The organism is Candidatus Erwinia haradaeae, assembly GCF_900699015.1.
Taxonomy (GTDB): domain Bacteria; phylum Pseudomonadota; class Gammaproteobacteria; order Enterobacterales; family Enterobacteriaceae; genus Erwinia_E; species Erwinia_E haradaeae_E.
In genome coordinates this window covers 325,392-345,737 of the sequence record NZ_LR217737.1, presented here as the reverse complement: position 1 = coordinate 345,737, position 20,346 = coordinate 325,392, and the positions used below count along the sequence as shown (strand labels likewise).

Below are 20,346 nucleotides of genomic sequence, written 5' to 3'. Positions count from 1 at the left end.
GGTAAAGACTATATTTGCTTTTAGAAGCCACTAGATGCGAAAATTTAGTCTATAAATTAGATTAAGACTTAAGTTATTAGGATCATACTACTAGATAGATTGCATCTATCACTGAAATAATAAACTTATAGGTGATCTATACACCTTTTTTAAAAATAATTAAATTGATCTAGATTGGAAATGAATTATATGTTTATTGAGAAACATTCTGCTATCTCTTGCTTTAATATATAAAACAACTTGAACTAGAAATTATACATAGGACGAAATTATTACTTTTCTACTAATAAAAAAATAAAAATTAAACTACAAATCTATAATTACTAATTAATAGTATAGCTAATTTATATCTATCTAAACATCAATAATCAATTATTTATTTGCATAACTCTAGTACTGCTATTGCTGCCTTTTCATGAGAATTCTGTCGAATTTGATGATGTAGCTTAATAAAAGTATCTAATAAGGTAGGACATATATTCCTTTTCATAAGAAAAGGATCCAACGCAGCTGCTAACTGTGGTGGATGGCACCTCTTTTGCAAGAACTCTGGAACCAAAGTAGAATTAGATAATAAATTAGGAAGAGAAATATAGCTAGTCTTTACTAAACGTTTAGCTAACCAAAAAGTAATAGGTTTCATACGGTAGCTTACTACCATTGGGCATTTTGCTAACATGCATTCTAACGTAGCCGTTCCCGAAGCTAACAATGCAACATCACTGGCTTGCATTACTTGAGGACCTTTACCATCCAAAAAATGCACTGGTAAGTTAGGCGCCACTCGATTCTTTATCCTATCAAATTGCAAACGGCGTTGTGAGTTAACTATAGGTATAATAATCTTAAGATGAGGATATTTGTCCTGCAAAATAACTGCTGTTTTTAGAAAATCTGAACTCAACATCTCCACTTCAGAACTACGACTACCTGGTAATAAAGCTAAACATAAAGAATCTGAATCAATACCAAGTTCATGTCGTATAGAGAACTTATCTGGATTAATTGGCATTAAATCAGCCATAGCATGTCCAATAAAACGACAAGAAACATTCCAACGATCATAAAAAGCTTTTTCAAATGGGAATAACGCTAAAACAAGATCAGTAACACGACTAATAGTAAGAATGCGTTTTGGTCTCCAAGCCCACAACGATGGGCTAACATAGTGAACAGTACGAATACCATGCTTCTTTAAGCAACCTTCCAATGTTAAGTTAAAATCAGGCGAATCAATACCAATAAACACATCGGGTTTCAAAAGAATAAGACGATACGCTAAATCACGTCGAATATATAATAAACGACGTAAACGCCCTACAATTTCAACTAATCCCATAACTGCTAATTCTTCCATGTCATACCATGCGCAACATCCTTCAGACTTCATTAAAGGCCCAGCTACACCTATAAAACGTGCATCAGAATGTTTTTTTTTATCGCTCGAATCAACCCTGCACCGAGCATGTCACCAGAAACCTCTCCAGCAACAAGAGCAATTGTTAAAGAATTATTTGACATATCTTAACGAATTAAACCTCTAGTAGATCGGGCAAAAAAATCATAGAACGGTTGAACCTCTGGATGTAAATGTGCAATACGAGCAATCTCTGGCTTAACTGTATCCAATGTCTTGCCACTGCGATAAAGAATCTTATACGCAGCACGAATAGCCTGCAATGCCTCTATACTAAACCCATGACGCTTTAACCCAACTAAATTGATGCCAAAAGGCCTAGCGTGATTACCCTGTGCAATAACATAAGGAGGAACATCCTGAGTTACACCAGAACATCCACCCACCATAACATAAGAGCCAATAATGCAAAATTGATGTACTGCTGTCATACCGCCAATGATGGCAAAATCATCTACACTCACATGCCCAGCTAATGTTGCATTATTAGCTAAAATACAATGGTTTCCAATGACACAGTCATGCGCAATATGTGCATTTACCATAAGAAGATTATCATCACCAATACGTGTTACCCCATTTGATTGTGTTGTTCCACGATGAATGGTCACGCTTTCACGAATATGATTACGATCGCCAATTTCCACCCTAGTCGGCTCACCAGTATATTTTTGATCCTGATTGACTTCACCTACTGAAGTAAATGACCATAAAGTATTATTCTTTCCAATACAGGTATGGCCATTAACCACGACATGCGATTTTATCACAGTTCCCTCCCCGATAGTAACGTGAGAACCAATAATACAAAAAGGATCAATCTGAACGCCTGCACCAATCACTGCTCCTGCCTCAATAATTGCAGTAGGATGAATAACCGCGGTAGAATCAATCACCAATTAGACCTCCCGGCTTCGGGCGCACATCATTGTTGCTTCGCAGACAATTTTACCATCTACAGTAGCCCAACCTTTAAAACGTGTTAATCCACGACGTGTTTTTTCAAAAGTCACCTCCATGATCATTTGATCACCAGGTACAACAGGTCGCTTAAATCGTGCTTCATTAATACCAGCAAAATAATAAAGTTCCCCTGGCTCTAATTTACCAACACTTTTAAACGCAAGAATCCCAGTAGCTTGAGCCATAGCCTCAAGAATTAAGACACCTGGAAAAATAGGCTTACCAGGAAAATGCCCTTGAAAAAATGGTTCATTAACTGATACATTCTTAACCGCTCGGAGATATTTGTTTTTTTCAAAATCAATAACTCGATCAACTAGTAAAAAAGGATAACAATGTGGTAATAGTTCAATAATCTCTTCAATTTTTAGAGTATGAGCTTTAGTATTCAAAATACTCTTCCTGTCCTTAAAAATCTTATGGCTTCAATAAAACGATTTTTAATAATTTATGTTTCCTTAGGTCGGAAATGATGTCTAAATCTAATACTTCTATATTCTTTGAATATCTGTTTATAAACAATGGATCATATTCATTATGATATTTTTACTTTTTAATGAGATTCTTTTCGATGATTTTTAAACGTTTTCTTATATCCTCAATATTCATTATTAACACTGTAGTTTTGCGCCAAATCTTGTTCGACTGAATAGGAATACCAGAAGAATATATTCCAGGCTCAGTAATAGATCTCATCACCATACTCATCCCTGTTACTGTAACTTTGTCACAGATCTCTATATGACCATTAATCACGCTAGCGCCACCAATCATACAGTAACTGCCAATTTTAAGACTACCAGCCATAACTACACCACCAGCTATAGCAGTATTGTTTCCAATAATTACATTATGTGCGATCTGACACTGATTATCTATGACGACATCATTTCCAATATAAGTATTATCTAAAGCACCACGATCAATAGTCGTGCAAGCACCTATCTCCACATGATGTCCAATAATGACTCCACCTAACTGCGGAATCTTAACCCAATCAGCACCATCCTGTGCATACCCAAAACCATCGGAGCCTATTACAGAACCTGAGTGAATAAGGCAATTAGAACCAATCTCAACTGCATGATAAATAGAAACATTTGCCCACAATCGAGTACCTTCGCCAATACGAGTCTGTTCCCCTATAAAACAACCTGCGCCAATTACAACATGATCTTCGAGCACTACATCAGACTCAATCACTGTATTAGCACCAATTGAGATATTTTTACCAAGTTGGACCGTATTATTAATTACAGCGCTTGGTGCAATTCCTATAGCCGATTTTGGCGTACTATCAAAAAATTGCGCCATGCGTGCGTATGTTAAATAAGGATTCTTAACTACAAGCGAAGACCCATGAAAAAATCTAAGATCTAATGAGGTTAACACAACCGCTGAAGCCTGACATACCAAAAGCTTCTTGCGATAACGCCTACTTGAAAGGAATGTGACCTGACCGGTTTTAGCTGATTCTATAGAAGCAATCCCATAGATCTTAATATCACCATCACCATGCAATTCTGCATCCAACTGCTGGGCTAATTCAGCCAGTCGAATTGAAAACATAAACTATTGTACCTGTTTTAAAACATCATCAGTGATGTCTTTAGATTGAGCAACATAAGCAATAGCATTCTGATCAAATACAATATCATATCCTTGACTACGAGCAATTTTCTTCACAGCGTTTTGGATCCTTTCTAAAATTTTATTTCTCTCTTCTATTTGGCGTCGACGATTGTCCTGATCAAATACTTGAACTTTATTTGAAAAAGACTCTCTCTGTTGTATCACCTCTTGTTCCATGCTAATACGCTCACTGGGCTTCATAGTAAATCCATCACGCTGAAGACGACGTATTTTAGTTTGTAGGTCATGTTCCATCCCTTGCAATTCTGTAGTACGCTCTTTAAATTCATTCTCTAATTTCTGCGCAGAAGCAGCACGTTCTGGTAGCTGTTGAAAAATACTCGACATGTTTACTACGGCAATTTTATCAGAAGCTTCAGCTATTGCGCATGTAGATAAGAATAAACTAAAACCTGCAATATAAAAAAACTGTTTCACTATTAAACTCCTTTAAACTTTCACCATTATTAGATTAACAACTAATACTAATATTAATATTATGTACATTTACTGATTTATGAACTACCATATTCACTTAGAAATACAATGTCTAATCTATACGCAATATACATGTTGATTTACCAGATTTTTCCAATGTGGAACTGAAATTGCTCAATCTTATCACCAGGATATTTTTTCAAAGGATGAGAATAAGAAAATATTAGAGGACCAATAGGGGATACCCATTGCACCGAAAGACCAGCTGAAACACGTAAATTACCAGGTTGACTATAATCAGGAATATGAACTAAATTTGTATCTGCAATACTTACCCAATGAGTATCCCAGAGAGCTCCTGCATCAATAAATAAAGAAGTACGAATAGAATTATCATATTTTACACTAATAAATGGAGTTGGTGTAATCAATTCAGCACTGACAACAGCCATAACGTTTCCACCAACCGAATCATCAGAATTACAGATCCCAGCTGGATGACTTATAGAGCACTTAGAAGAACTAGTATTATAATAAACCGCCTTAGGTCCAATGGTATTAGAACGAAAACCACGTACTGTACTTAGACCACCAGCATAAAAATTCTCATAAAAAGGCAATTCTTTATTACCAATTCCATCTCCATATCCAAGGCGACTACGCCCTAAAAACACCCAGCTTCTAGACTGATTAATTGGAACATATTGTTGTAAATCTAGCGTTAATTTATAAAAAGAATTATCTGAACCTGGTATTGTTATTTTTCCATTTAAGTTTATATTATGACCAGTTGTAGGAAAGGTACTATGGTTAGTAGTCTTATAGATCCATCCATAGTTAAAGGCTATATCATCTATAGAAAAAGCTGCATCAGAAGACACAGAAGCATTCTGACCAACAGAACGAAGATAACGCCACATAGAAACCTGTGGTTTCATATGAGACAACGCATGATGCTGATACCCTAAGCCAATACGAAGCGTACTGGATTCACTCATAGGTAAACCTAATGTGTTATCTAACCCATAGTTCTTATTTGTATAATCTGATAAATCAGCATCATCAGCCTTAAAGTCATTGTAAAATATACGACTACTGAGGCTAATACCAGAAACTGTAAAATAAGGATCAGTCAAGGCAAATGAAGCATAAGTCAAGTAATCATTTTTTGTACTATTAAAAGAGATTGTATTTCCAGTACCTAACCAGTTATCCTGAGTTATGCCAGCCTGAAAGCTCACTCCACTTTCTGTTCCATAACCAAGACCTAAATTAATAGTCCCGGTATTTTGTTCTTTCACCTCATAAACAACATCAACTTGATCCAATGATCCAGGCACTGGATCGATATGAACAGTTACTGTTGTAAAATAACCAAGACGAAATAAACGTTCTCTTCCTTGATCAATCAGGTCTCTACCAAACCAAGTCCCCTCCATTTGTCGTATTTCACGTCTTAATACTGCATCTTTAGAATTATAATTCCCTGCAAAACGTACTTGATGTATATAGTAACGACGCCCTTTATCTAGATTAAAAGATAGATCAACAGTATTCTTGGCATCATTAATATCTAATTTAGGTTCTACAAGTGGATAGGCATAACCGTTTTTACCCAAAATTTTCTTTATTCTTTCTTCTATTTGAGTAACTTTCCTCCCATCATAAAACTCATTAGATTTCACTCTTGTTAGCGCTTTAATATCTGAAGAATACCCTTCTAAATCATGACTTATTGTAATCCCAGATAATGTATATTTCTGACCTTCAGTAATATCAATAGTAATATAAATATTTTTTTTATCTGGCGTTATACTAAGTCGAGCAGAATTGATATTAAACCTAGCGTAGCCACGATCTAAATAAAAATTCCGTAAACTATCTAAATCTGCAGAGAGCTTTTGAGCCTGGTATTTACCATCACTCATAATATTCCACCAGGCTCCTTTCTCATGCAATGTAAAATTTGCGATTAACTGATTAGTACTGAATGCTTGATTACCAACTATATTTATCTGTTTAATCTTTGCTGGGATACCTTCAGAAAAAACTATCCTTAAATCTACACGGTTAAATGGTAACGGAATAACTAACACTTTTACTGTTGCGCTATATCGACCAATATTACAGTAAAAATTTTCTAATCCTTTTTCAATAGACGTGGTTACAGATCGATCAAGAGTCTCACCAACGCGTACACCAAAAGAATCAAGGCTCTGTTTTAACATTGCTTCCTGCACTACTTTATTCCCATAAAAAGTAATGCTAGAAATCGTAGGACGCTCTTTAAGACGGATAATAAGTCTGTTACCATCACGTAAAATATGGACATCATCAAAGTAACCAGTAGAAAAAAGCGCACGAATTGTATTTCCTAAATCTACATTAGAAACAGTATCATCTACATGGACAGGCATGCTACGTAATACTGCTGCAACTGAAACTCGCTGTAGCCCATCAAAAGAAATATTCTTAATTACAAATTTATCTGCACCATATACAGTAGCGCTGCTCATTAGCAACGAAGCTATAAGAAAATGTTTCATCTCTATCCTTTAATAGATACCGCCAGTTTAATGCTCATTGCTCATTTACCGGTCAATAAATCAGAAATGTGAAAAATCATTGAAGATAGCTAGTCCCATTAATATTATGAGTATAATCAAACTAATACGATAACTGAATGCCTGCATATACTCAGACAGCGGCTGACCTTTTATTTTTTCAATTAATAAGCATAAAAGATGTCCGCCATCTAAACCTAAGAGCGGTAACAGATTGATCACCCCAAGGTTTATGCTAATCCGCGAAAGAAATATTAGATAATATCTAAAACCATACTCTACTGACTTTCCTGCACTCTGCGCAATCGAAATGGGACCACTAAGATGATTCAGGCTTATCTCACCGATAATCAGTTTACTTAACATGTTTACCGTAAACTGAATCAACTGCCAAGTTTTCAAGACTGCTTTACTAAGTGCAATAAATGGCTGATAACAGTATGTTGTTCTATACTGATCAGACACGAGTCTTACATGAGGAACAAGTCCGGCAAATCCTTGATTATTGTTATGAAGATCAATGTCTGGCACTAATACTACATGCACATGTTTACCCGCCCTCTCTACCCCAATGTTTATCGCTTTATTTGGACTATCACGTATAATCGCAGAAAAATGATTCCATGTAGTCTCAAGTTTACCAGAAACTGTAACAATTTTATCACCCATCCGCAAACCTGCACGACTCGCTGCAGAATTCCTCTTTACCTGATCTAATACTAATTCAATATGCGGCCTAGGTCCTTCTATTCCTAGTGATTGTAGTAAATCCTTTTTATCTAAATTATCTTTCCAAGGACGCAAGTTAATAATTTTTTCACTATTTTTTTTACTTCCTGGTACAGTCACACCAATACGAACATAATCATTACCAATCTTTTTTAGAAACGCTATCCGTACAGAATCCCAATCAGGCGTATCCATTCCATCAATAGACTTTATTTCCATTCCTGCATTAATTTTCGCTTCTGAAGCAGGCGAATTAATTATGATTCTATTAATCACTGGTCGAATAGTAGGCATTCCAATAATAAATACTATCCAGTAAATTAAAATAGAAAAAATAAAATTAGATAAAGGACCGGCCATAACAATAGCCATCCGTTGTAATACAGTTTTTTTATTAAAAGCCTGACAAGAAAGTGAGCAAGCAACGCCAGTTGAACGTACATTCAACATTTTAACATAACCACCCAGAGGAATGAGCGCAAGTATATACTCTGTACCCTTTTTATCTATATAACGCCATAGTGTTTTTCCAAAACCAATTGAAAAGCGCTCTACCTTAACTCCACAGAAACGTGCTGTGAAAAAATGCCCACATTCATGCGCGGCAATTAAAACTCCTACTGAAAAAATAAAAACGATACAACTTAAGAGTGCGCTCAGCATCATATATTCCTAGAATACCCCTACCAATAATAACTGTAAACTTGCAAAAATTGGAATAGCAGCCGTTAAACTATCAATACGGTCAAGAACACCACCATGGCCCGGAATGAGATTACTACTATCTTTTATCCCTGCTGCACGTTTAAACATACTTTCTGTTAAATCACCAAAAATAGATATTAAAACAGCTGACAGAGAACAAACGAAAAGGGAAGAAAATGAAATCCGAAATGGTATAAATAAATACAAAAAATAAAAAACACAACCTGCAGTTAATAAACCACCAAACAAACCTTCCCATGTTTTACCTACTGAGACTCTTGGTAATAATTTATGTTTTCCAAACATTTTACCACATAAATAAGCACCGGAATCCATTCCCCAAATAAGCAACATTAAATAAAGAATTAACCAGGAACCAGCATGATGATCTACTACATAGTTATACTGTCTTAAAAACAGCATACCGCAAAAAAAGGGAAGGAGAGTTAGTACACCAAAAATTAAACGTAATAAATATGAGGTAGGCCAAAATAACGCTGAAGAAGGATAGAATAACACTAGAAGTGTAGCGATAGTCCACCAAATAAGAGAGACTTGCAGAATATTAATCAAATTAAACCAAGATAATATCCATTCTAATTCGAACATTAAAGATAATGTATATATAAATATAATCAAACCAAACAAAAGCGTCATACTAACTCTTTTTTTGAAAGAGACTATCCCTGATAACGCTGTCCACTCCCATGCAGCTAACATACTGATCACGATCATAATAACAGCAAACCAGGGTAGTGAACATAAAAACAAGCCTGCGATAACAATAGGAATTAATATACACGAAGTAATTAAGCGCAATTTTAACACAACAACCTCGGCTTGCCAACATAGGAAAATTTAAATACTAGTTCCACCAAAACGTCGTTCTCGTTGCGCAAATGCATTTAGTGCACCCTCAAATACATATTCATCAAAATCTGGCCATAAAGTATCCGTAAACCAGAATTCCGAATAAGCAACCTGCCATAACAGAAAATTACTAATTCGATACTCTCCTCCAGTCCTAATTACTAAATCTACAGGTGCTATCTTATGTAAACACAGATGAGAAGATAAAGTCTCTTCTTCAATTTGCTCTGGTTGAATAAGCCCATCCTTGACTTGCCCTGCTATTTTTCTCACTCCATGAACAATATCCCAGCGACCACCATAATTCGCAGCAATATTCAGTCTTAATCCTTGATTACTCTTAGTCTGTTCTTCAGCACTATAAATAGAATCTTGCAAACGTCTACTGAAACGACTAATATCACCAATAATTTTTAAACAAACATTATTTTTATGCAGACTATTTATTTCACTTTCTATTACTACAATAAAAAGATCTAATAAATCCATCACCTCTTTTTTTGGTCGATTCCAATTTTCTCTACTAAAAGCGTATAATGTTAATGCATCTAAATAGTGATTCACAGAAAAACTTACAGCTCGACGAACGGATTCTATTCCCGCTTTATGACCAGAAATACGGCTCTTACCTTGATTCTTCGCCCAACGACCATTTCCATCCATAATAATCGCTACATGCCGAGGCTGGATTCCCTGATTTTTACGAATTTGAACTTCTTTTTCAGACGACATTACACGTAATGATTCCCTTAACTCAGAAATGAATAAATTATAAAATTTCTCACTCCGTTAGAATTTAATACCTGCGATTGTATAGGCTGAATCTGTTTTACTACGTTTTAGATCTAACTGCTGTCGTTAGAGTGACTATATCATCTCTCTTTATCACTCACAATTAACCATACAAGGAAATTATAGCAGATCACTTTAAGGAAAAATGTTGCAGCAGTTCTCTGGATATAGCACGAGCTTCAACATCAATAGCAAGAACATCTTCAATGCTTTCTGGTTCACTACAGAAAAAATAATCCAAAACCATACTATTTAACCTAGCTATATCAGTAAAATAAATTCTTGATTCTAAAAATGCTTCTACTGCAATCTCATTAGACGCATTGAGTATCGTGGTGCTTGCTTGACCAGCTAGACTGGCCTCCATGGCCAGTTTTAAACAGGGATAACGTAAATAATCCGGTTCCGAAAAGGTTATAGCTGAAATATTCTGGAAGTTAAGAGAAGCAGCGCCTGATTGAATACGGTATGGCCAACCCATTGCATAAGCAATAGGTACACGCATATCCGGAGAGCTCATCTGTGCAATAACACTGCCATCGCAATAGCGCACCATAGAATGGATTACAGATTGCGGATGGAGAATAACTTCAATCTGAGAGAAAGAAAGATCAAACAACCACTTGGCTGCAATGTATTCCAACCCTTTATTCATCATAGTAGCTGAGTCAACTGAAATCTTCTGCCCCATTATCCAGTTTGGGTGCAAACAAGCTTGATCTGGTGTAATCTGATCTAATTTAGATAACGGTGTCTGACTGAACGGACCGCCAGAACCTGTAAGAATAATACCTTCAACACCATACTTATCTTTAGAAGAAGAACTAAGATTCTTCTGCAAATAATGAGGTAAACTCTGAAAAATAGCATTATGTTCACTATCAATCGGTAGAAGTTGAGTAGAAGAAGCACTCACTGCTTCTAGTAAAAAACGACCACCACTCACTAATGACTCTTTATTTGCTAATAAAACCTGTTTCCCTGCCTGAATAGCAGAAAGAGTAGGCAATAAACCCGCTACACCTACAATAGAAACCATCACTTGATCAACATCATCTAGAGCAGCAATTTCACAGACAGCTTTCTCTCCACCTAGCACCTTAGTAGAAATATTAAAATTAATTAACTTTTTATGAAGTTCATTTGCAGCCAATTCATCTGACATAACAACAAAATCAGGACGAAATTCATAACACTGTTCTGCTATCATATTAACATTTCGATCAGCGACAAGAGCTCTAACAACAAAAAGATTTGGATTTGCCCGCACTACAGATAAAGTGCTTCTTCCAATTGATCCAGTGGAACCAAGGATGGTTAATTTCTTCATTTTATTACTCAAAAACATAAAAATTCGGTAATCTAAAATATGTAAAAAAACTAATTAGGTGTAGTGAAAAACTATCAATATTAATAATAAAATACTAAAGTATTGATATTAGTGATCGTTATCACATCAATAATGGGTAATAAAATATTAAAAATCTAATAACTCTTTTTCCTTTTCTACCACGATTAAATCAATTTTCTTAATAAAAATACCGATTGTTTTCTGTATAACATCTTGTGTGTGACGAATGTTTTCTTCATTCATCTTTTTATCTTTCATCAATAGTTTTAATTTATCATTAACATCACGTCGTATATTACGTAAAGCGATACGCCCCTTCTCAGCTTCACTCCGCACCAATTTAATTAATTTATAACGACGCTCTTCAGTTAATATTGGAAGTGGAACACGTATATCCCCACCCTCTGAAGCTGGGTTGAGACCAAGATCAGAAGTTATAATAGCTTTCTCAACTGAAGGAGTAACTGAACGATCAAATAAATTAATTTTTAAAGTACGAGAATTTTCTACAGTCACACTAGCTAACTTAGACAAGGGAGTTAAAGACCCATAATAATCAATCATGAGGCCATCTAAAAGACATGGTGAAGCACGACCAGTACGAATCTTTCGAATTTGACTGATAAAGACTTCTACGCATTTTTCCATACGTATTTCTGTATCTTTTTTAATATCGTTAATCAAATTATAGCCCTTAAATTCTATTCAAATTTCTTAGAAACTTCTAGAAAATTTAGAAAATTTTAATATACAGCATTTGTGAACATTTATTCCTAAAATATACATACTGATTTTATCAGTAGAAAAATCTTAATTCGTAATCAACGTTCCTTCTTTGTCACCCAGAAGAATACGACGAAGAGCACCTATTTTATTGATATTAAATATACAAATAGGCAGTGAATGATCTCGAGCTAAAGTAAAAGCTGCTAAGTCCATAACTGTTAGCTCTTTCTTTAACACCTCAGAGTAAGAAAGCCTCTCATACAAAACTGCATCCGAATGATTCATCGGATCAGAAGAATAAACACCATCTACTTTGGTCGCTTTTAGTACTACATCTGCCTCAATTTCAATACCACGTAAACAAGCAGCAGAATCAGTAGTAAAAAATGGATTACCGGTACCAGAAGAAAAAACTAGAACTCGATTATTATACAACAATCGAATAGCTTTAGCCCAACTATAACTATCACATAATCCATTTAGAGGAATAGAAGACATAAGAGAAGCCTCTACATGCGCATGATTTAAAGCATCATACATAGCTAAACCATTTATTACTGTTGCCAACATGCCCATGTGATCAGCAACTACAGGACTCATACCATCCTTCACTAAACTAGAACCCCGAAAGAGATTTCCTCCACCAACTACTATACCTACCTGAACACCTAATTCGACTAATTCTTTTACTTCCATTACAATTCTTTTAAGAAAAATGATATCAATACCATAAACTTCAGAACCTTTTAACGCTTCTCCACTAATTTTAAGAAGTATGCGTTTATATATAAGTTTTATATTAGTAATCATGCTTATTCCCCTAGATGGTATCTGCAGTAAAATATCACTGATTTTCTTGACATCATCTTAAGAGTGTTTTTATTATGTTTAAACATCGGATATTATTGAAATATAGATTGCAGTTATTAGCCAACCCTCAATACTGATTAAAGTATTGAGGTAATCTACTTAGAATTTAATCTGATATTAGAATATCTTATTTTTTATCTAATAGCATTACCGATTTTAAATCGTACAAAATCAATAACAGATGCATTTTTTTCTTTTAAACACTGACCTACAGTTTTGCTTTGATCGAAAATAAAAGGCTGACCAGTAAGTGATATCCTATCCGCAAATTTCTTCATACGACCTTCTATTATTTTTTCAGCAATGTCTTTTGATTTGCCAGCTTGCATAGCAATACCTAATTGAATTTGACTTTCATTCTTTATCACCTCCGTAGATATATCCTCTGGCCTTATATATTCAGGTTGACTTGCTGCAATATGCATCGCTATGTGTTTAGAAAATTCTGTATCAGACGATATAGTAGAAACAATCACTCCAATACGCGCATGATGTAAATAAGAATTTAATGATGGACCTTCTATAACAGCTATACGACGAATATGAATGTTCTCACCTATCGTCGAAATAAGTTCTATTCGCTCTTCTTCAAACTTAGATCTTAATACCATAAGATCATTGATCTTATCAATAAAAGCAGCGTTAATTACTCTATTAACAAATAACTGGAAACCAGAATGTTTAGTGACAAAATCAGTTTCGCAATTAACTTCAATCATTACACCATAATTACTTTCAATTTTAATTTGAATCATACCTTCTGAAACAATATTACCTATTTTTTTTGCTGCCTTAATAGCTCCAGATGTACGCATATTTTTAATTGCTAATTCAATATTACCAGAAGATACAGTTAACGCTTTCTTGCAGTCAAGAATTCCTGCACTGGTTCGTTCACGTAATTCTTTGACTAGAGAAGCTGTAATCTCTACCATGATTTTATCCTCAGTTGACTAATCTCTATGGTAATCACATCCAATATAGATTAGCCATAAGATTATAGTTTTTAAGATCTATTTCCACTTGACAAATTATCTATCAACCATCTACCTAATACTTACAGCAGCTAGATTTTTGCAATACCATATCTTAATGGTTTTATCTTAAAATATAATCAAGATTTAACATGGTAAATTTGCTGTCTGAGTTACCATACTATTTTCTACTAATTGTGGTGAAGTGTTTTGAAAAGACCCCTCACAAACTGTATTCTCAACTATATTTAGATAAAGACTAACAGCACGGATTGCATCATCATTACCTGGAATAATAAAATCGACACCATCTGGATTTGAATTAGTATCAACAATCGCAAATACCGGAATTCCTAAATTATTGGCTTCTTTTATAGCAATCTCCTCATGATAGGCATCGATAACAAAAAGGGCATCTGGTAAACCACCCATTTCTTTAATTCCACCTAAACTATTCTCAAGCTTAGCTAGTTTTCCGGTACGAATTAAAACTTCTTTCTTTGTCAATTTATCAAACGTACCATCTTGAGACTGAATTTCTAAATCTTTTAGATGTTTAATCGATTGTCTAACAGTTTTCCAATTAGTCAACATGCCGCCAAGCCAGCGGTGATTAACAAAAAACTGATTACAATTAATAGCATGTTCCTTAACTGCAACACTCGCAGCACGTTTGGTTCCAACAAAAAGAATTTTTCCTTTACGAGAAGATATCTTTCTTAATTCAGATAGCGCCTCATGAAACATAGGAACAGTTTTCTCAAGATTGATGATATGTACTTTATTGCGGGATCCAAAAATAAATGGCTTCATTTTTGGATTCCAGTAACGCGTTTGATGGCCAAAATGAACACCAGCTTGCAGCATTTCGTGCATGGAAATAGTTACCATGATTACCTCTATAATATAATTGTTTAGAGTCAAGCTATTAGATATTTCATACTGTCAATGCCTTATCTCTTATGAAATAAGAATAAAATATTTTAATATTGAGTAATATATATACTACAAATATAGTCTTTTTATATACTAAAATTGTATAAATCATTGTCAGGATCACTAATACAACTAGTTCATACCATAATCATTCATGAATATAAATTATTGAATTCTATTGTATCTAACAACAAATTATATACATCAAGTATCTTCTTCTAATATCATTCATATCTATCATTACATCTAAGTCAAAAATAAAATTCTCATTAATGACACATCTATTTTTCTCCTTTCAAGATAATCTGGACAAGATTTCAATACATATCTCAATTTTTTCTTCAAATAATTAACTCCATAGTTGACCAAATATCCTGTTAATTCAGGTTTTTATCTGGGTCATGTAAAATTACAAAAACACGAAAAATACATTATACGTATAAAAAATCAAACCGATAGGTTAATAATACGAAAAACGAAAGATTATATTTGTTTCTTCTTAAATTAGCATCTTAATTCCTTTTCATCATCCAACATGAAGAAAGAACTTGTAATTTTCTTGATCTCTAAATCCTATCTTTTATTTTAATTCAACTAATCCATTACATTTAAGAAATACCAATCTTTAAACCTTGTCCCTTTATCATTCTAATTCTTAAATCTATCAACATTAGACTCAATCACATAAACCCATCATTTTTTACTAACTGAACCACTAGTATATAGATTGAAAATCATAGTTGAATTAATACTCCATTAAGTTTGTAGACACCGCATAAACTTAAACTAATCATCTAGATCTTTTAGCATTTTAAAATCACATTAGATCTTATAAAATAAATATAGATTATCTTTAGATAGCAACCAACATCCTAATATAAACTACCAATGAACACAGTGTAATAATATATTGAAATAGACCTATTACTTTAAAAAATCGCTTAAAAATTTGTTATCATCAGGCAGTTACTGTGATCATAGTTCTATAGTATTAATAAGACTCAACCGTAAGCAATATTTTTAATTAAACTATATTGTTGGATAATGTTATATAGTTAAGTATTTTAAAAAAACATCCGAACACACGGAAACAATTAAGAACCAATATAAAATTATGTATTTTGAAAACATAGAAATACATATATGAATTAATATAAAAATATGATTTATCAATCAATTTTAGGTTTACGTCCAAAAAAAATAAAGTATAGAATCAGTACGAATACCAACTATTTCTTCTGTATTAAATTAGTTGTATTTCTCTCTAATTAGAGATTTTCTAATACTTGCTCATAAAATTCTTATACTTGTTAATACAACAATAATTATCAACTTGGAAAAAGAAATGAATATTCCAATCAAAACTAATGAAGAAATAAGAAAAATGAGAATAGCTGGCTCTCTAGCAGCTGAAGTACTTGAAATGATTCAACCGTATGTTATCCAAGATATTAGTACTGGTGAACTAGATTCTATTTGTCACGATTATATTGTGAACAAACAGCATGCTATTGCCGCCTGCTTAGGGTATTGTGGTTTTCCAAAATCTGTATGTATCTCAGTCAATGACGTTGTTTGTCATGGTATCCCAAGTTCAGATAAAATATTACAAAATGGCGATATTGTTAATATTGATGTTACAGTACTTAAAGATGATTACCATGCAGATACCTCTACCATGTTTATAGTAGGTGACTCAACTACCAAGGCACACCATCTATGTAATATCACACAAACAAGTCTCTACCATGCAATTCAACTAGTCAGACCAGGAGTTCGCTTACAAACCTTAGGACATCACATTCAAAAATTTGTTGAGAAAAATGGATTCTCAGTAGTACGTGAATATTGTGGTCATGGTATTGGAAAAAGCTTTCATGAAGCGCCTCAAGTTCTACATTACAATGCTAATGATAGAGGGGTGGTCCTACAACCAGGTATGGTGTTCACCATTGAGCCTATGGTGAATGTCGGTAGCTCTCGAATTCGCATTATGCAAGATGGTTGGACAGTAAAAACTCATGACTGTAGTTTATCAGCACAATACGAACATACAATTTTAGTAACTCAACATGGATCTGAGATCTTAACCCTTCGTCAAAATGAATCTGTACCACTACTTGAAATAAATGATTAATGTATTTTTACATCAATAAGACTTAATTACACTACAAGAGATCACCTAGTAGTTATCCTATTAATCTCTATCTAATTATAGATACAAAGTAGAGGTTTCAATAAATCTCGCTATAACAAAGATTAAGACTGTTTCTCTTACATATTAAGGAGAAACAGAATCTTATGTACTCAATAATAGATACTATGCAATCCTAACTTTAAATCAAAGAATTAAAATATCATTATAAAATAGATTATAGCTTTCTATATGAAATTAAATATATTCTTTAATAACTTCTATATAAACCAAATAATCGATAAGACAGTTATAAAAATCACTATTTCCTCAATATCCAATCTATTAGATAGGTATCTATTTAAGATATTAAATCTTACTATATGTTTATTCTATATACTATCATATATAGATAGTATATTTTTATATAAAAACACAAAATCATATCCGAAAAAACGCTTATCTAACAAAAACACTAATATGAGTATATAGCTTTCTTATCCATAAAAAATTATTAAATTTTTATACATTTTATGTAAACAAATAGAAAGATGCAATAAAAATATGAATTATAAAACAAATGATTTTTAATCATCAAATAATCTATAAAATTAAAATGTTAAATAAATTGATCTTTTTTAAAAAATGAAAGCATAATATATAACATATTATTAAGATATATTTTATTATCATCATAATAATTAATTGTTTAATTAATTACTAAGAACTTCATAAAACTAATCCTCTCTATAAATACAAGAACTTATAAATAAATATTTATTACAGAAAAAATCCTAATAAATACGACAAGTCAATAAGCATATTGTATACAAATTTAATGTTATAATATATATAAGAACAGATAATAGATTCGAATCTACATAGCTTAAATAACGATAGGCTTTAATATTAAAGTAGATCTATTAAAAATAATCTAAACAAACTAATATTTAAAGAACTAAATTTTCTTTTTAATACCAATCTGAATAGTGATAGATATATACTCAACTAAAAATAATAATATAAATAATCATAATTCCTCTAAAGTATTAGATAGAGGAGTGCATTAGTCTAATAAAAATAACCATTTTAATCTCATTATCTATAAGATTTACCATGAATCTCTTAAAGATACGATTAGATTTTAAATGAATTTAATTATCTCTAAAAAATAGGAAACAGCACTTATAATATTTTATTATAAATCATAACAATATTATTGCTAACTTTTGAAAAATAAAAATGTATTTTTCAACAAAGCTGTCTATATCTTTATATATATTTTGATTCTATAAATCTCTATCATCCTTATATAGCTAAAATTAGTAAACAATATTCTTTCCTATATTAAACATAGGAACCAAGTAATATAAATATAACTACCTTGAATCTAAAATATACTATAAATTCAAGAAAATCAAAAATGACAAGTATGAAGCAGCTATATTAATTCTACTAAAGACCACAGTAAATCTATATAACATTCATTATGAATCACACCCTTTAACTCTATAATAAAAAGTTAAAATAAATTATTTTATATAAAATAATATTAAGAATCATTAATCGATAGTAACTGGACAAGAACCTGACCAAATAATTTCACCTGTTTTTACTAAAATTAACTGCATATTTAAATATATAGAACCTCTCTCTTTCTCTATACTACTGGATAGTAGATACTGTGCTCGAACATAACGCGCTAATCCCATTACTTTACTCATTTCAAAAAAATTATCTTCAGAGGATATCTTTAAAATTTTCTTTGTTAATGTTATTTGTTGAGGTGTAACTACAGTAAAAAAACTATTTTTTTTTATGCTTTCTTTTATTACCATTGTTACTATAGTAGTTTCTAAGTTTACATCTGTAAAGTTTTGTGCGTTCGCTATTAATAATATATTATCCGCTCTAATACCATCAATTTTTAATATTTTATTAACTAAATTTGATATAATAGGAGACCATTCTATAACCGTATTCCTTCTAGAAGGAATACTCTGGTAATCCACCAAGGATGACTGTAGTAATGAAACATTTATGCACCTAGACTGACTGTGGGTACTACAACTATTTAATATAAAAATGCACACAAAAAAATTTAAACACTGCACTCTTTTCCAATTCATATAGCTGTTCCTTAATAAAAAAGATATACAATGGTATTTTTATTATTAAAAAACTAAGCTAACATAAGTCATACCTAAAAAAATAATATTTAATTTCTATTTCTTATAGAAATTAAATTGACTAAAAATTTAAATTAATTTTTAAAATTTTCAGTACTTTTTTAAAAATAAAGAAAATGTTACATATTTCTCAAAAAATCAAAAATCATTACGATACATGATAAAAAAATCTGAACACCGCTAATAATAATGTAAATATTGTCAATACTATTGATAGAAGTTACTCCTAATACGTAAATTATATTAGTATATTTAATATACTTATTATTAATTATTATTATTTCTTCTTTTATAGATTATACTAATAATCTAAATATCAATAATTTTACAAGTTTTTATACAAATCTATGAGTTGTTAATCATTGCATCATACAAGCTGAGTGCCTTTCGTGATCTAGATCAATAGTTTTCAACTTTATTAAAAATATATTAAAGAATCATAAGAATTCCAAGTTCTTAATAAAGAATCTAACTATATGTTAGATATCTTGACATTATATTTCTCTAATATGAGATATTTATGTATCATCTTTAAGTAAATAATTAATTTATATTACTTTCCACATAAAAAGATAGAATCTAAATTTATAATTAATAAACCTGAAATCAAGACAATGATATTATATATATCATTGTTACTATAATCTCTTATCTAGAAAAATATATTAAAAAAATAAAAGTCTCTATTTATAATAATAATAGTTCTCATAGCTAGTAGAATTTAAATATATTACTGATTATAATCAATTAGATTAATAAGAATTAAAATTACTATTTTATAAAAATAAAACGACATTGATCTTTCAATCGTAATTACGCAATGATTTTTATACTACATTTATTATGAATATAATTAATATTTTTATTTTTATATATCCATAACGTCTGATTCTAATTAGAATATTTATCTAATATAATTACCAATAAATTGTAATTACTCAAATAAGATGATTATACGATATGATTATCCACAGTAAATATCTCTCTAATGAGATTTATAACATTTATTCAACTTAATTCATATTATATGATGTTTTATAAAAAGAATTAGGTTAA

15 protein-coding genes and 1 pseudogene are annotated in these 20,346 nt (G+C 32.0%); 1 reads left to right on the top strand and 15 read right to left on the bottom strand.

The annotated features are described in order from the left end of the window. Nucleotides 1-376: 376 nt before the first annotated feature. From lpxB to rpsB, 14 genes and pseudogenes are all read right to left on the bottom strand, one after another. Nucleotides 377-1,521 (bottom strand): annotated as a pseudogene (gene lpxB / locus ERCIPICE3303_RS01005) (lipid-A-disaccharide synthase). A 3-nt stretch (nucleotides 1,522-1,524) separates the two neighbouring features. After that, complete coding sequence (gene lpxA / locus ERCIPICE3303_RS01000; protein ID WP_157990893.1) at nucleotides 1,525-2,313, bottom strand: acyl-ACP--UDP-N-acetylglucosamine O-acyltransferase; 789 nt, start codon at nucleotides 2,311-2,313, stop codon at nucleotides 1,525-1,527. A gap of 3 nt (nucleotides 2,314-2,316) precedes the next feature. Beyond that, nucleotides 2,317-2,772, bottom strand: coding sequence for a 3-hydroxyacyl-ACP dehydratase FabZ (gene fabZ, locus ERCIPICE3303_RS00995; protein WP_157990892.1), 456 nt, complete (start codon nucleotides 2,770-2,772; stop codon nucleotides 2,317-2,319). Nucleotides 2,773-2,926: 154 nt separating this feature from the next. Further along, a complete protein-coding gene (gene lpxD / locus ERCIPICE3303_RS00990) occupies nucleotides 2,927-3,949 on the bottom strand; it encodes a UDP-3-O-(3-hydroxymyristoyl)glucosamine N-acyltransferase (RefSeq protein WP_157990891.1) in 1,023 nt (340 codons plus the stop codon). A 3-nt stretch (nucleotides 3,950-3,952) separates the two neighbouring features. Then, a complete protein-coding gene (skp, locus tag ERCIPICE3303_RS00985) occupies nucleotides 3,953-4,450 on the bottom strand; it encodes a molecular chaperone Skp (protein WP_157990890.1) in 498 nt (165 codons plus the stop codon). 140 nt (nucleotides 4,451-4,590) lie between these two features. Further along, nucleotides 4,591-7,002: an outer membrane protein assembly factor BamA gene (gene bamA / locus ERCIPICE3303_RS00980; RefSeq protein WP_157991286.1), complete on the bottom strand. Its 2,412-nt coding sequence runs from the start codon at nucleotides 7,000-7,002 to the stop codon at nucleotides 4,591-4,593. A gap of 54 nt (nucleotides 7,003-7,056) precedes the next feature. Next, nucleotides 7,057-8,406, bottom strand: coding sequence for a sigma E protease regulator RseP (rseP, locus tag ERCIPICE3303_RS00975; protein ID WP_157990889.1), 1,350 nt, complete (start codon nucleotides 8,404-8,406; stop codon nucleotides 7,057-7,059). A gap of 9 nt (nucleotides 8,407-8,415) precedes the next feature. Next, nucleotides 8,416-9,276, bottom strand: coding sequence for a phosphatidate cytidylyltransferase (locus ERCIPICE3303_RS00970; protein ID WP_157990888.1), 861 nt, complete (start codon nucleotides 9,274-9,276; stop codon nucleotides 8,416-8,418). 30 nt (nucleotides 9,277-9,306) lie between these two features. Beyond that, nucleotides 9,307-10,050, bottom strand: coding sequence for a polyprenyl diphosphate synthase (gene uppS / locus ERCIPICE3303_RS00965; protein WP_157990887.1), 744 nt, complete (start codon nucleotides 10,048-10,050; stop codon nucleotides 9,307-9,309). Nucleotides 10,051-10,240: 190 nt separating this feature from the next. Beyond that, nucleotides 10,241-11,440, bottom strand: a complete 1,200-nt coding sequence (gene ispC, locus ERCIPICE3303_RS00960) for a 1-deoxy-D-xylulose-5-phosphate reductoisomerase (protein WP_157990886.1) — start codon at nucleotides 11,438-11,440, stop codon at nucleotides 10,241-10,243. 147 nt (nucleotides 11,441-11,587) lie between these two features. Then, complete coding sequence (gene frr / locus ERCIPICE3303_RS00955; protein ID WP_157990885.1) at nucleotides 11,588-12,145, bottom strand: ribosome recycling factor; 558 nt, start codon at nucleotides 12,143-12,145, stop codon at nucleotides 11,588-11,590. A gap of 126 nt (nucleotides 12,146-12,271) precedes the next feature. Next, the gene (gene pyrH / locus ERCIPICE3303_RS00950; protein WP_157990884.1) at nucleotides 12,272-12,997 is read right to left on the bottom strand and encodes a UMP kinase; all 726 of its coding nucleotides are present in this window, start codon (nucleotides 12,995-12,997) and stop codon (nucleotides 12,272-12,274) included. Nucleotides 12,998-13,191: 194 nt separating this feature from the next. After that, on the bottom strand, nucleotides 13,192-13,992 hold the full coding sequence (gene tsf, locus ERCIPICE3303_RS00945) for a translation elongation factor Ts (protein ID WP_157990883.1): 801 nt from the start codon (nucleotides 13,990-13,992) through the stop codon (nucleotides 13,192-13,194). Between the two features lie 186 nt (nucleotides 13,993-14,178). After that, complete coding sequence (rpsB, locus tag ERCIPICE3303_RS00940) at nucleotides 14,179-14,922, bottom strand: 30S ribosomal protein S2 (protein ID WP_157990882.1); 744 nt, start codon at nucleotides 14,920-14,922, stop codon at nucleotides 14,179-14,181. A 1,390-nt stretch (nucleotides 14,923-16,312) separates the two neighbouring features. On the opposite strand from rpsB, the gene map reads away from it, so the two are divergent. Beyond that, complete coding sequence (gene map, locus ERCIPICE3303_RS00935; RefSeq protein WP_157990881.1) at nucleotides 16,313-17,104, top strand: type I methionyl aminopeptidase; 792 nt, start codon at nucleotides 16,313-16,315, stop codon at nucleotides 17,102-17,104. Nucleotides 17,105-18,663: 1,559 nt separating this feature from the next. Here map and ERCIPICE3303_RS00930 read toward each other — a convergent pair. Then, nucleotides 18,664-19,113 carry a hypothetical protein gene (locus tag ERCIPICE3303_RS00930; protein ID WP_157990880.1) on the bottom strand — a complete coding sequence of 150 codons (450 nt, stop codon included), beginning with the start codon at nucleotides 19,111-19,113 and terminating at the stop codon, nucleotides 18,664-18,666. Between the last annotated feature and the right edge of the window lie 1,233 nt (nucleotides 19,114-20,346).

Excerpts from the sequence above, each read along its gene's own strand:
- lpxD (WP_157990891.1), bottom strand. The coding sequence starts at position 3,949 with ATGTTTTCAATTCGACTGGCTGAATTAGCCCAGCAGTTGGATGCAGAA.
- rseP (WP_157990889.1), bottom strand. The coding sequence starts at position 8,406 with ATGCTGAGCGCACTCTTAAGTTGTATCGTTTTTATTTTTTCAGTAGGA.
- uppS (WP_157990887.1), bottom strand. The coding sequence starts at position 10,050 with ATGTCGTCTGAAAAAGAAGTTCAAATTCGTAAAAATCAGGGAATCCAG.
- ispC (WP_157990886.1), bottom strand. The coding sequence starts at position 11,440 with ATGAAGAAATTAACCATCCTTGGTTCCACTGGATCAATTGGAAGAAGC.
- pyrH (WP_157990884.1), bottom strand. The coding sequence starts at position 12,997 with ATGATTACTAATATAAAACTTATATATAAACGCATACTTCTTAAAATT.
- tsf (WP_157990883.1), bottom strand. The coding sequence starts at position 13,992 with ATGGTAGAGATTACAGCTTCTCTAGTCAAAGAATTACGTGAACGAACC.
- rpsB (WP_157990882.1), bottom strand. The coding sequence starts at position 14,922 with ATGGTAACTATTTCCATGCACGAAATGCTGCAAGCTGGTGTTCATTTT.
- map (WP_157990881.1), top strand. The coding sequence starts at position 16,313 with ATGAATATTCCAATCAAAACTAATGAAGAAATAAGAAAAATGAGAATA.